Origin of the sequence: Actinomadura chokoriensis, assembly GCF_039529475.1 — a bacterium.
In the GTDB taxonomy this organism is placed as follows: domain Bacteria; phylum Actinomycetota; class Actinomycetes; order Streptosporangiales; family Streptosporangiaceae; genus Spirillospora; species Spirillospora bangladeshensis.
The window spans coordinates 23,531-36,481 of sequence record NZ_BAAAMW010000040.1 but is presented as its reverse complement, the minus strand read 5'-3'; the positions used below and the strand labels follow the sequence as shown (position 1 = coordinate 36,481).

Here is a 12,951-nt window from a genome sequence, read left to right as displayed (position 1 = left end):
AACTGGCCCGCGTCCACCAGATCACCCCGCTCACCGGCCCCGAACAGCACCTGGTCGCCTCCTGGTCGGCACCCGACTCCTGGCAACCCGGCGCCCGCCACCCCGGACGCGGCAAATACCTCATCAAGACCGGCGAACGCCTGGGTATCCCCGTCGAACTCTCCCTCGTCGGCCCCGAGACCGACCTCTACGACACCGACCAGGCCATCCGGGTGGGCATGTGACGCGGGCGCTGGGGCCGCAGGCCTCGCTGTGGCACTCCAACACCGGCGCCGCATGGCTCGTTCTCGCCGCCTGCTGGACACCCATCGCCGGGCTGTGGACCGTGTGGCTGGCGGCGAAGCTGGGCGCGGTCGCAGCCGGCGGGACGGTCATGCCGTTCGGCACCGACTTCGCAATCACCCTCGTCCAGGGACGGACCGGCCAGGCATGGCCGGGCACACCGACCTGGCTCGTCCTGCTCATCCTCGTCCTTCTGGGCAGCGCGCTCGTACGCGGCGGCTGGGAGATCTGGGCGCGGATCGCACGACGTCTTCCACAGCCTGGAGACGCCGTTGCCGCACTGGCCGACAACCCCGGCCTGACCGCTCTCCAGCCGGAAGCAATGGCTACCAAAGCGATCGCGCTGCGACGCTCCCTCGCCAAGTCCCGCCCCGAGGACTTGGAACCGGACGACATCGGGCTCGTCCTGGGCGACCTCCTGCTGCCCGGTGACCGCAGCGGGCCGACGTTGTTCGCCTCGTTCGAGGACACGGTCGTGGCGTTCATGGCGCCGCGCTCAGGCAAGACGACCACCCAGTCGATCCCGCATGTGCTGTCGGCGCCGGGACCGGTGATCGCGACCAGCAACAAAGCCGACCTATGGTCGGCGATCGCGACCGTCCGCGCCGCACGCACCGGCGGAAAGAGCTGGCTGTTCGACCCGCAGCACATCACCTACCAGCCGCAATCGTGGTGGTGGAACCCGCTCGCCGGACTGTCCAGTGTCGAGGACGCCCACCGCCTCGCCGGGCACTTCGTCCTCATCGTCGACGACGGCCAGAAGAAGGACCTGTGGGGACCCGCCGCCCAAGACCTGCTGTGCGCCCTGTTCCTGGCCGCCGCCACCTCCGGCCGCTCCCTGCACCACGTCGCCCGGTGGCTGGACGAGCCCGCCGTCCCGACCCCGATCGAACTGCTCCAGCAGGCCGGGTTCCAGCTGATGGCCTCCTCCCTGAAGGGCACCCAGAACGGTGCCGTGGAGACCCGCGACGGGATCTACCAGACCGCCCGCACCGCCGCCAAAGCACTCCGCGACCAGGAAATCCTCGCCTGGGTCACCCCCGACCGCGGCCTGCCCGTCTTCGACCCGCACACCTTCGCCGGCTCACGCGACACCCTGTATCTACTGTCGAAGTCGCTGTCGGCCGCTGCCCCGCTGATCGCCGCGCTCACCGACACCGCCATGCGCGCCGCCGAACGCCGCGCCGAACAAGCCGGCGGACGCCTCGACCCGCCCCTGGTCGTCGCCCTGGACGAGGCCGCCAACATCTGCCGCATCGCCGACCTCCCCCAGCTGTACTCACACCTGGGGTCGCGCGGGATCATCCCGGTCACCATCCTGCAAAGCTACGAGCAGGGCGTCACCGTCTGGGGCGAACCCGGCATGGCCGCACTCTGGGGCGCCGCCACCCGCAAACTCATCGGCGCCGGCATCGACTCGCCCCGCCTGGTGCGCGACCTGGCCGTCCTCATCGGACAGCACGACGTGCCGGTCCGGTCCATCACCTACAGCGACGGCCGCGCCAGCGAACAGATCTCCCTGCGCCGCCAGGAAATTCTCGAAGGTGCCGACATCCGCGCCCTGCCCGCCGGGACCGCGCTGCTGCTGGCCACCGGCACAAAACCCGCCCTGGTCCGACTCCGCCCCTGGTACACCGGCCCGCACGCCGACCTGATCAGCAAGGCCATCAAGACCGCAGACGCCGCAATCGCTGCAGCGGCCCGCCGTCACTACAAACGCCCAGACCATCCGACCAAGCCGTAACCGCCAGACCAACAGCACCTCCGGACTAACAACGATCCGCACTTCAACTGAAAGGGGCCTTCACATGCACGCATCCACCGCTTTGGAGGCTTCATGCCTGACCCTGTTTCTCCCGCGACCGGTGGCAAGCGGTCCGAGTCGTTGTACCCGGACGTCACTGCCTGGGTGAGCGAGCACTTCGTCCCGATGTATCGCCGCACTCTCGGCGGTGAGTTCCGCTGGTGCGCCGAATGGTGGCGGCACGGCGAGGCCATCTCCCGTCTCACCGCGCTGTGGTTCGCCTGGGAGGCGATGCGGCTGCAAGGCGCCACCGGCATGGCCCTGTGGTACCGCGACCACCTCGACCACCAGATCCCCGTCCTGCTCGGGCCGCGCGGTCCCTTCTACCAGTGCACCGAGAACGAGCACCTGGCCCCGCACGAGGCCCGCACCGTCCCAGTCCCCGACGGCTGGCTCACCACCGGCACGGGCATCGGTAGGGGCACGACCCCGGCCTCGGTCCGGGCGGCGGTGCATGCATGAGCGAGCGCTTCGAAGCCGCCGCGTTGGCGCTGGACGCCTACGAACGGCACCTGCTGGGTGACCTGGCCAACGGGCACCGCACCGACCACGCCGAAGCCGAAGGGCTGCTGCATTCCCTCGTGGTCGACCTCATCAACTATGGCGAAGGCAACCACCTGGACGTGGTCGACCTGCTGGACGCCGTCGTCCAGGCTCGCCTGGACCGCGGCGGCGCCCTGACCAACCCGCGCTACAGCTTCCGTCTCAACACCGAGGTCCAGTTCCGCGACCACGGCGCCGAACCCAACCGGGGGTTCATCACCGAGCTGAAGGCCTACGGCCTGGGGCAGGATGCCGAATGCGTGTTGCGCATCCCCGGGATCATCGACCCCCAGCACACCAGCACCGCCTCGCTGGAACCGGCGACACGCATGGCGCCGGTGTTGACGCGCACTTGCGGGACCGTCTTCTCCGCGCTGGAGGCCGAAGACGCCATCACCGATCTCCTCACCAAGCTGCCTCATGGGCGCGGTGACACCGACACCGACCCCGAGCTGCTGGCGGACCTGGTGGAGCTGTCGGCCGGGCTGGCCACCTGGTCGGGCACCAAGCCGGAGCACGTGCTGAACCATCTCCGCCACCGCGCCGGCGAAATCCACCACCTCCCCGACGGCCTGTCGCCCGAAGCGCGCCGCGCCGCGGCCGGATTCCCCAACGACATCGCCGCTCTGCTGGCCGGTGAACAGCCCGCACCATCGCTGTCCAGCCGCCCAGATCTCCCGGGCCCGAACCAGCGTCCTCGCCGGATGTGACCGAGGGCCCGCCCCTGACCTGCTCGAACTTTCGGAGGTACCCACTTGCCCGACCATGACGAAGCCGTCGCCGCCGCACTCGACGCCTACCAGCAGCACCTGCTGCCCGACCACGTCCCCGATTCCCGTGCCGACCCCAGCTTCGCCGAGCCGCTCATCGCCTCGCTCGTCGAGCAGCTCGCCCGCTACGCCGACCGGCATGGTCTGGACGTCCAGGACACGTTCGCCGAGTTGCATCAGCAGCGCCTCGACCGCGGCGGGCACGACCATGACCCGAGCTACAGTTACCGGCTCGGCGCCGAGGTCCAGTTCCGCCAGCCGCCAGCCGCCTCCGGAGCCGAACCGGGCTACCCGCTGTGGCGCGGCTTCATCACCGCACTCGCCACCTCTCCCTACGGGGAGGCCCATTGCACGGTGCGCGTCCCAGGTGTCAGCGAAGGCCTGCACGTCGCCGCGTCCGAACTGGAACCTGCCGACTCGCTGCTGCCCCTGCCCACCCGGACCGCCGGAGTCGTCACCAACGCCCGCGACGCCGAATCGACGATCGTCGAGGTCGCCGTCCGACTCAAACGCGCCGCAAGCGCCGGCCTGGCCACCGACGAGCAGGCCCTCGCCGACCTCGCGCAGCTGACCATGCGGCTGAGCCACTGGTCCGGCGGCCAACCCGACGTCATCATGCGCGACCTCTACAACCGCATCATGCGCGTCGCGCAGGAACCGGCCAAGCAACGTCCCGGGTTGGATCCGGCGGCCCGGCTCTCCGCCACCGAGTTCCCCCAGGGCCCTACTCCCGCCCCCTCCGACGACCCACCGGCCACCAGGCTCAGGTCCGACGACCCGCCACGCCCGCGCAGACCCCGCCCCTGACCTTCACCGCCGCCCGTCCCGACCACCGAACCGACCTGCATGGAGGCTGTATGGCCGAAGCCGGTGCCGAAGAGTTCGCCGAGTTCGGAGCCGCCGCCCTGGACTCCTTCCAAGCCCTGTTCGAGGAGACCGAACACCTCGACCACCGCGGCGACGACGACCACGCCCGCGAACTCCTCGGCGATCTCCTGATCGACCTGATGCACTACGCCGACCATCGGGGCCTGGAGTTCAACGACATCCTCGCCCAAGCCAACGGCTACTACCTCAGCGAACACCACAGCCCCGACGTCCTGGCCATCGGCTCCGCCGTCCAACTCGACGGGCCCGCCGCCGACGAGGCCGTCCTACTGGGCAACCCGAGCCAGGGCTGCGTCACCGGACTTCTCGTCCCGTTCGACGGACCGACCGAGTACTACGTCCGCTTCCTCGGCGAGAACAGCAGCCGCAGCATCATCGCCGCCGATCTTCAGCCGGCCCCGCCCTTCCCCAGCACCCACACCAGCCAAGGCACCATCACCGACCCGCTCAAGGCCGAGCAAATCCTCCTCGACATCATGACTCGCATCGGCCACGCCGACATCAACGGCATCCAGCCCCAGCAGACCGACCTCGACGACCACCGTGTCCTCCTCGACGCTCTGGTGAGTTGGAACGGCATGGACGAGCGCAACGTGACCGACCTGCTGCTCGCCCGGGTCGAACCACGGCTCAGCACCTCAAGCCCCGATGCCGCATCCTCCGGTGCGACGCTCAGCCCCGCCCAACTCGCCGCCCGCGACTTCCCCATCCCGCTAAGCCAGGGGCTCACCGAGCACCAGCCCGACCCGAACGCACCACCTGTGCGTCCAACTCCCCCGGACAGGCGAGCCGACCGATCCAGATGAGCTCGGCCCACCCACAGAAACTCACCACCACCGCAATTGATCACCAGACTTCAAGCCACCGAAGCTGCGATCAACGACTTTAGTAGACAGCCCCGGGCTACATCGCGCATCGAGGCCGGGCATCGACATCACGGAGGCCACGCTGAAGCACTTCTTCGACTACGCCACCCGCCAGATCAAGACCGCCGACTCGCTCCCCGCGCTCCTGGCCGCCGCGTTCATGGGACTGGAGCTGATCGAACGCGCCAGCACCGTCCTGGCCCAGGCCGCACCCGAGGACGACTACCAGGTCGCGCTCGCCGAGGCGACCGACGCCTGGTGGGCGCTGGCCGAGGCGCCCACCCTCGCCTGGCCCGAACGGTCCATGCCCGACACCGACGTCCAGCAGCTCGCCGAGGCCGTCGCCGCGCTGGTGATGGTCGTCGCAGAGGCCATCCTCACCGTGGCCTCCAAGACCACCGAACCCGCCGACCGGGTGGCGTGCCTGCGGGCCGCCCACCACGCCGGCAACGTCCACGCGGCCATGAAGTAGGCGCCCATGCCCAACCACAGCAAGCGCATCGACCGCGCCCCCCACACCCTGACCGCCTACGAACCCCGCCTTCCCCGGCACGCCCTCGCTCCTGCAACGCGACGCGTTCTACACCCAAGCCCTCCTGGCCGCGCTGGTCTGCGACCTGGAGCACTACGCCGCCCACCACGGCATCAACTTCGGCGACGCACTCGGCACCGGCCGTGCCATCAACGCCTCAGAAGTCGCCGAGGAGGCTCCTTACAAGGTCGGCGACCAGGTCCGCCTGACCCGCCAGCACGACCGATGCGGCACCGTCATCGGTTGGCAGACCACCAGTGCCGACACCGAAACCTGCTTCCTGGTCGCCGTCCCCGGCCTCCCCTACGCCTACGCCGAACCCGCCGCCCACCTGACACTCGCACCCGAGTTCCCGCCCACCGAAACGAAGCTGGGCACCGTCCGGCACGCCGACCAAGCCGAACAGCTCTACATCACCATCACCGCCCGGATCGTCGAGGCGCCAGAACCAACCCGGCACGCCCTTGAACAGGACCGCCGGCGACTCCTGACCGCGCTCAGTTCCTGGAGCGGCATAACCGAAACCCGCCTCCACGAGGAACTCGCCCCACGCTCCAGAACGAGAAGACACCAACCGAGCGACGCCAGGGCCGCCGCTGCGGACTTCCCGGACGACATCAATCACAACCCACAGGCAGCAGCCCACCCCGACCAACCACCGCCGTCGCCCCACCACAGGCCCGCACCTCACCGCCTGGCGCCCTGACCAAAGCCGTACTTATCCACAGCCCGCTCAGCCGGCCACGGCTACCGCCGGGCCCACGCCAGGCTTGGCCCGTCATCAATCCGCACGATCACTGCGCCCATCCATCCGGAGGAACCGCGATGACACACGAAGACCACCACCAGGACGTCCGACACACCTGGTTCACCGAAATCCTCACCACCGCCCTCAACGACCTCGCCCACGCCGAACGCGTCATCACCGCCTACGCCGCCCAGCAACCCGACGGATTCATCGCCTGGGGCATGGCCGAAGGCGAGGCCGTCCAAGCCCACCAAGCCCTCCGCCAAGCCCCTGCCCTCCATGCCGCGCCCCCCACCGACCACACCGAGGCCAACGCCACCGCCGACACTCTGTTCAACCTCGCGACCAAAGCCGCTCAAAGCCTGGTCCGCGCCGCCGAACTGGCCGCCGACCCCGACGACAAGATGGCCTGCCTCCAAGCGGCCCTGCACGCCGGACGCCTCCGCGACGCACTCCGGTAACCACCCGTGGCCACCTTCGGAGAGATGACCGCACTCGCCACCGAACAGCTCACCGAGCTGCACAACCAACTCCACACCAAGCGCCTCGGGGACGACCTGCGCCGCCGGGCCGTCGCCCCCGAACTTGCCCGCCTCACCCACGTCCTAGCCCGCTACCACGACCAGATCGCGCACGGCTTCGGCACCCCGCACCCCGACACGGCCCGCGTGCGGGACGGCGCCCACCGCGCCGCCGCCCTCATCAAGCAAGCCGAACACCTCCTCGGCCCACCTGTCGACACTGAAACCCCACGATCAGCCCTGGCCCAGAAACTCCGCGCCGCATCCATCGCCCTGGGCTGCGGCCTCGATCTGCTGTCGACCCACTTCGCCGTCACCCCTGACCAGGCGAGCAGCGCAAACGCCGTGGTCATCGCCGCACCCGACACCGCCCGCTCCCTGCTGCGGCAGCTCAGCACCCACACCGCCACCCTCGGCCATCTCACCCGCCGCACCGCCCCGCCCACCGACCAGGCTGGCCGGCTACTGCTGACGGCCGCCGTTATCGCCCACATCTACAGCGAGGACCAGACGCCCCCACCCATCAGTTCCATTCCCGTGCACCACATACCCGACCGCATCCCGCCCCAGCTCGGCGAGAGCACCGACCAAGCGTTGAGTGGCATCAACACCAGCATTCAGCGCCTCAGCCACCCCACTTCGCCGACCTCGATCACCACTTGGCGCTATCTTGCCCGAGCAGCCGCGATCGTCTGCGACCTCAACCGCAAAACCGTCCGGCAACTCACCCACCGGATCAACGACCTCAACGAGCCCGACCACCTACCAGCGATCAAACAGGCAGCCAACGACCTTCATCACCTGAGCCTCGCCTGGAAAAGCATCGTCCGACGCTGGGACGAGCAGATCGGCCGCTACGGCCACCCCGCCAACGGCCCCGCCACCGACGCAAGCGACCTCATCATTCGGCTCGGCCGCTGCCTCCACGCTGACCCCGCCTGGACACCCGGCCCCCGTGCTTCCTCCCGCCTCAAACTCCCCCACGAACTCGCCCCCGACCTCGCCCACGTAGCCGAAGTCGCCGGCATCACACTCAAGGCCATCGAAGCCTGCAATCACCTTGCCGCCCACCACCACGCCGCCATCAACGACGCCGCAGCAATCGGCACCCTCAACCACCAAAAGAAATACCCGACCCATCTACCCCGTGTTCCAAGATCAGTCCGCGAACTATCAAGTCAGTACGAAAAAGCTCATGCCAGGGGAAGTCAAGCCATCACGACCCTGGTCGAAGCCATCCAAGACCTAACCCCCGGGCCGCACTGCGACACGAACGAAGCGCAGTTGATCCTCCGGCGAGCGAACGAGGCGAACCAGCAACGTCTATCCGCAACCGAATTCCCATATCCGATAGGATCGTCCCTCGAATCCGGACATCAAAGTATGCCCAGGCCGCCGCTTAGCCAGATACAAGAGCAAGCCAGTCGCCCGGGATGGCCGATACAGGACACAGGGCAGAGAACGAGCCGACGACCGAGCTAGTCAAGAATGAAGAGCCATCAAGATGGACGAGGATCACGTATCGTGAAGCCGTGAATCAGTCTTGGACCGAGATAGTTGCCGTTGCACTGGCGACCTCACTAGTCACATTCATCTCTGGGTTGATCGTCAACCTGGTCAGCGACCAGATGAAACCTCGGTCCAAGCTATTCCTGGCCTTTAGTGGAGTAGCTACCGTTATTCTCACCACCGTTGTGGTGGCGTATCCTCAGGCACGCGATAGGATATTCGGCGGCGATTCTCCCGATACTTCCGCAACATCGACGTCATCATCCAGCAGCAAACCATCTCCGCCCGAGAAGGCTCAGTCCACCTCCACTCCAAAGCGACACCCAAGTCGAACCCCGTCTCCCAGCGAGAGCACTGCGCCAAAAATTCGGGGTTACATAGCCAGTGCACGCTCGTCGACAGCGAGCGAAGCCGACAACAGGCCGCCCGCAAAAATCCGGTTCTGGGCCTATGAGGGCGCAGACGTCATTGGGTCAGTCAGATTTTCCACAGGTGGTTATGCCGGCCGCTTCGGCTGGGCACCCACAGCAATTGGCAAAGACTGCGCGGTTCCCTACGTCCGATTCATTTTCGGCGGCATCAAAACAGGAAAGTATGATGTACTGATACACACACCCGATGTCCCCAATCTGGCGCACCAGGTAGATATATCTGATCAAACAATCGATCAATCCGCGCATCGAGGAGAATGGTTCCGACTCAGCCAGGAAAAGATCACCGCAGACAGCACCGGAACCTCATACGAATTGAGCATGAATCAGTCACCAGCATCTTTCGGCGACAATCATGGATGTCGCAGAGGAGCTGAACGTGTAGCTTTCGATGCTGTTTGGCTACGACCACTTGCTTAACTACGAAGATATCCGTTCAGGCGCATTGCCAACGGCGAAGTGTCCGAACGGCAGGTACCCGTCTCCCTGTTGAGTTGTAGGCGGGCGGTGCAACTGCGCTTGGATGGGGGCGATGCCCTCGTCGTCCTCCTCCAGCGCGCAGGCCGCCCGGCAGCGGCTGGCCGATCAGCTCCGTGAGCTCCGTACGGCTGCGGGCATTTCCGGTGTGGAGTTCGCTCGGCGGGCCGGGTGGCGGGACTCGACGAACATCTCGAAGATCGAGCGCGCCGTCCGTCCGGCGTCGGCCGAGCATGTCCGGTTGTGGTGTGGGATATGCGGGGCTTCCGAGCAGCGCATGCGCGAGCTGCTGGCCGAGCAGGCCAGCGTTGAGCGGATGTGGCTGACCTACCGGCAGCTCAACCGCGGGGGGCTCAAGGGTGCCCAGGAGTCTGTCCGAGATCGCTATGAGCGGGTCAGACTCATGCGCACCTACTGCACGCATGTCGTTCCAGGACTGCTGCAGACCAGGGCGTACACCGCTGCGGCGCTGGAGTCCGTCCGCGTCGAGCAGCACGTTGAGGTTGACGACGTCGCTGCGGCGCTGGACGAGCGTATGGATCGGCAGCGGGTGCTGCGGCGTCCCGACGCACGGTTCGTGTTCCTGCTGGAGGAGCAAGTTCTTCATCACCGTGTCGTCTCCGCCGAGGCGCACGCTGAGCAGCTGTCGTATCTGCTGGCTGCGACGCGGCTACCCTCGGTGTCGCTAGGAATCGTCCCGTTGGACGTTGAGCGTTCGCATGCCGGGCATCGGGTCTGGCCGGAGCACACGTTCGTCATCAGCGATGCCGAGTTGGTCACGGTGGAGTTGGTGTCGGGCTTCTTGTCGGTGTCCCAGCCGGCGGAGGTCGCTGACTATGTGGCGGCCTGGGAGCGGCTTTTCGGTCTGGCCGTCCATGGGGAGAAAGCCAGGCAGATCATCGCCGGTGCCCGGCATCGGCTTGACGCTTGAGCCGCGGCGGGGTCAGGGTCGGCAGAGCCGCAGCTTTTTTCGACTCGCTTGTTCGAAGCTGAACGGAGGACCGTGGTGGCGTTCGATCTGGTCGGTGAAGACCCTGACTCGCCAGAGGGCCGGTGTCCCGCGGTGTACGTCGATCCCGATACTGGTGACTTCTACTTTCAGGGGCTGCTCATCACCGACCCGCTGCTGATCGCTGAGATCGCCCGGCACGGGAATCTGCACTCCGACGAGGCCGTGGTCCGGTTGCCGGCCCGCATGGCGTCGATCATCGCCGAGGCCGCCGCCGGCACGTACGAGCAGGGACGGCTCGGGCACGGTCCGGCGGACAGCACCGAGGTCCTCCAGGTCGCCAAGCACACTGCGCTGCATCTGGAGATGCGCGACACCTACGACCCCTCCCACCCGGCCTACCAGGAGTTCGTGGCGGGCGGCTCGGGCCAGTACGAGATGGCGAACTGGCGGAAGATCGTCCAGGACGCGGTCGGGCGGGGTGTGACGATCCGCCGCGCCCGCGTGGTCTCCGAGCCGCCGTCGGACTACATCCGCTGGGAGCACATGCTCACCTCGCAGAACGTCGCGGCGGGAGAGGACGTGCGCTGGCTGCCGCGTGATCGAGCGTGGGACCTGATGCTGCCCGGCGCGGACTTCTGGTTGTTCGACCACAAACTGGTGATGTTCAACTTCTGTTCCGGGGACGGGACCGAGATCCCCGAGGAGAAGAGCAGCAACGATCCTGACGTGGTGGCGCGCTGCCTCGCCGCGTTCGAGCGGGTGTGGGAGCGTGCGATCCCGCACGAACAGTACGAGCTCCCGAGCCCCGACTGACGGAGGGCGGGTCTTGGTCTCCTCACTCTCCGGTGAGGGGCCAAAGAGCGCCAAATCTCTTTCCGGGGACGGCTCCGAACCGTCAAGGTCATCAAGGCAGCCACTCCCTAACTCAAGGGAGCCAGCCATGACCGTTCGCCCATCGGCATCGGCCTCGTGAGGCGTCTCCTTGCCTTCCCGCGGCCGGTGACGTCAGCCGGCCCGTCCGCCAGTGTCGGACGTGCTTCCCGGTGGGCATCGACCAAACCGGGGGGACCGCGTGATCCAGGCGACGGGCATGACCGACGACTCCAGCCCAGCGAGACGGCTGCGCCACGAACTGGCTGACACGCTGCGCGCCCAGCGCCAGATCGTCTCACCGGCCGTGGACAAGGCGTTCCGCACGGTCCCACGGGAGATGTTCGTCCCCGTCGGCACTTCCCTGGAGATCGTCTACAGCGTCGACAGCCCGGTGATCACCAAGACCGACGAGCACGGTGCGCACATCTCCTCGGTCAGCGCGACCTACATCCAGGCTCGCATGATCGAAATGGCCGCGATCGCACCCGGCATGACGGTGCTGGAGATCGGGTCGGGCGGCTACAACGCCGCGCTGCTGGCCGAAGTCGTCGGATCGAGTGGGCATGTCGTCAGCGTCGATATCGACCGTGAGATCACCGAGCGGGCCCGTGACCTGCTCGGTAGGGCCGGATACGGCGGGCGGGTCACGGTCGTGCAGGCCGACGCCGAACACCCCATTTCCGGCTTCGAGCAGTTTGATCGAATCCTGGTCACAGTCGGCGCGTGGGACGTTTTTCCGGCGTGGCTCGATCAGCTCACCGCCACCGGCATCCTGGTGGTGCCGCTACGAATGAATGGGGTCACCAGGACCATCGCCTTCCAGCGCCATGGCGACCACCTGGCGAGCATCGATGTCGAGTTGGCCGGGTTTGTCCCGATGAGAGGCGAGGGCGCCCACGCCGAGCGGACGTTCCTCCTGCCGGACCGGCACGGCAAGCAGCTCAAGCTGCAATTCGACTCCGGAGCTCCCGAGCCGATCTCCGAGCTCGATGGCGTCCTGGCGACCGAGCCGGTCTCGGTGTGGTCCGGCGTCACCATCGCCAACGGTGTCTCGTTCGCCGACCTGCACCTGTGGCTGGCGGCCTTTCTGCCGGGCTTCTGCCGGGTCGGTGCTGCTCCGGATACCGACCTGGCGTCGCAGCTCGGCAAGTCGTGGTTCCCGTTCGGAGTGGTGCGCGACGGCTCCTTCGCCTATCTGGCGGTGCGGCCCGCTCTAAATGGTGGCGGCGTCGAGTTCGGCGCGACCGCCTACGGGTCCCACGGTCGGGCCGCGGCCACCGCGCTCACCGAGCAGGTTGAGGCGTGGGACCGCCACGGCCGCTCCTGCGAGCCTGCATTCCAGTTCTGGCCGACCGGCAGCCAACCCGCTCTTTCTCCCGGCCACTCCGCTGTGCTCACCAAGCACCACGGCGCCGTCTCGATCTCCTGGCCGCAGGCGGGCTGAGCACCCGCCTCCGGAGCTGGGCAGCAACACACCCTTGTCCGTCCCGTACATGAGGAGGAGCCGATGACCACGTACCTGACCCTGGACGCCACTCAACTGCTCGACACCCCGGCCGCCATCAGCGAGGACGAGTTCGTGCTGGACATGCGTGTGGTGGAGACCACCACGCCGCTGGTGACCATGATGTGTTCCACCAGCGACGGCTGCGGCAGCACGTGTAGCACCAGCGCCTGCAGCACCAGTTCCAACGAACCGGCCTGAAACAGCTGACCGTCCTGCCGGGCGGCACCCATCGCACGGGTAACCGCCCG

14 protein-coding genes and 1 pseudogene are annotated in these 12,951 nt (G+C 67.4%); 14 read left to right on the top strand and 1 reads right to left on the bottom strand.

The window, feature by feature from the left end; all coding sequences use genetic code 11:
• The 7 genes and pseudogenes from ABFX46_RS41130 to ABFX46_RS41100 all read left to right on the top strand — a co-directional run.
• Positions 1 to 224, top strand: a pseudogene (locus ABFX46_RS41130) (hypothetical protein); the annotation flags it as partial.
• Entirely contained in the window at positions 221 to 2,026 is a 1,806-nt protein-coding gene (locus ABFX46_RS41125) for a type IV secretory system conjugative DNA transfer family protein (protein ID WP_346049688.1), read from the top strand. The pseudogene ABFX46_RS41130 and the gene ABFX46_RS41125, both read left to right, overlap by 4 nt.
• 93 nt (positions 2,027 to 2,119) lie before the next feature.
• On the top strand, positions 2,120 to 2,548 hold the full coding sequence (locus ABFX46_RS41120; RefSeq protein ID WP_346049686.1) for a DUF4913 domain-containing protein: 429 nt from the start codon (positions 2,120 to 2,122) through the stop codon (positions 2,546 to 2,548).
• Positions 2,545 to 3,339, top strand: coding sequence for a hypothetical protein (locus ABFX46_RS41115; protein ID WP_346049684.1), 795 nt, complete (start codon positions 2,545 to 2,547; stop codon positions 3,337 to 3,339). Before ABFX46_RS41120 ends, ABFX46_RS41115 begins: the two co-directional genes overlap by 4 nt.
• A 45-nt stretch (positions 3,340 to 3,384) precedes the next feature.
• Positions 3,385 to 4,206: a hypothetical protein gene (locus ABFX46_RS41110; protein WP_346049683.1), complete on the top strand. Its 822-nt coding sequence runs from the start codon at positions 3,385 to 3,387 to the stop codon at positions 4,204 to 4,206.
• 50 nt (positions 4,207 to 4,256) lie between these two features.
• Positions 4,257 to 5,093 (top strand): hypothetical protein, encoded by an 837-nt coding sequence (locus ABFX46_RS41105; protein WP_346049681.1) that lies wholly within the window; start codon positions 4,257 to 4,259, stop codon positions 5,091 to 5,093.
• Between the two features lie 220 nt (positions 5,094 to 5,313).
• Positions 5,314 to 5,625 carry a hypothetical protein gene (locus ABFX46_RS41100; protein WP_346049679.1) on the top strand — a complete coding sequence of 104 codons (312 nt, stop codon included), beginning with the start codon at positions 5,314 to 5,316 and terminating at the stop codon, positions 5,623 to 5,625.
• Positions 5,626 to 5,842: 217 nt separating this feature from the next.
• Here the strand turns inward: ABFX46_RS41100 and ABFX46_RS41095 are convergent, their stop codons facing one another.
• Positions 5,843 to 6,310 carry a hypothetical protein gene (locus ABFX46_RS41095; RefSeq protein WP_346049677.1) on the bottom strand — a complete coding sequence of 156 codons (468 nt, stop codon included), beginning with the start codon at positions 6,308 to 6,310 and terminating at the stop codon, positions 5,843 to 5,845.
• 200 nt (positions 6,311 to 6,510) lie between these two features.
• On the opposite strand from ABFX46_RS41095, the gene ABFX46_RS41090 reads away from it, so the two are divergent.
• The 7 genes from ABFX46_RS41090 (at position 6,511) to ABFX46_RS41060 (ending at position 12,901) form a co-directional block, all read left to right on the top strand.
• Entirely contained in the window at positions 6,511 to 6,894 is a 384-nt protein-coding gene (locus ABFX46_RS41090; protein ID WP_346049675.1) for a hypothetical protein, read from the top strand.
• A gap of 24 nt (positions 6,895 to 6,918) precedes the next feature.
• Positions 6,919 to 8,436, top strand: coding sequence for a hypothetical protein (locus ABFX46_RS41085; RefSeq protein ID WP_346049673.1), 1,518 nt, complete (start codon positions 6,919 to 6,921; stop codon positions 8,434 to 8,436).
• A gap of 50 nt (positions 8,437 to 8,486) precedes the next feature.
• Positions 8,487 to 9,314, top strand: a complete 828-nt coding sequence (locus ABFX46_RS41080) for a hypothetical protein (protein WP_346049671.1) — start codon at positions 8,487 to 8,489, stop codon at positions 9,312 to 9,314.
• A 112-nt stretch (positions 9,315 to 9,426) separates the two neighbouring features.
• Positions 9,427 to 10,302 (top strand): helix-turn-helix domain-containing protein, encoded by an 876-nt coding sequence (locus ABFX46_RS41075; RefSeq protein ID WP_346049669.1) that lies wholly within the window; start codon positions 9,427 to 9,429, stop codon positions 10,300 to 10,302.
• Positions 10,303 to 10,377: 75 nt separating this feature from the next.
• Positions 10,378 to 11,136: a DUF6879 family protein gene (locus ABFX46_RS41070; RefSeq protein WP_346049667.1), complete on the top strand. Its 759-nt coding sequence runs from the start codon at positions 10,378 to 10,380 to the stop codon at positions 11,134 to 11,136.
• Between the two features lie 277 nt (positions 11,137 to 11,413).
• On the top strand, positions 11,414 to 12,640 hold the full coding sequence (fxlM, locus tag ABFX46_RS41065; protein ID WP_346049665.1) for a methyltransferase, FxLD system: 1,227 nt from the start codon (positions 11,414 to 11,416) through the stop codon (positions 12,638 to 12,640).
• Positions 12,641 to 12,703: 63 nt separating this feature from the next.
• Entirely contained in the window at positions 12,704 to 12,901 is a 198-nt protein-coding gene (locus ABFX46_RS41060) for an FxLD family lanthipeptide (protein ID WP_346049663.1), read from the top strand.
• Positions 12,902 to 12,951: the final 50 nt, after the last annotated feature.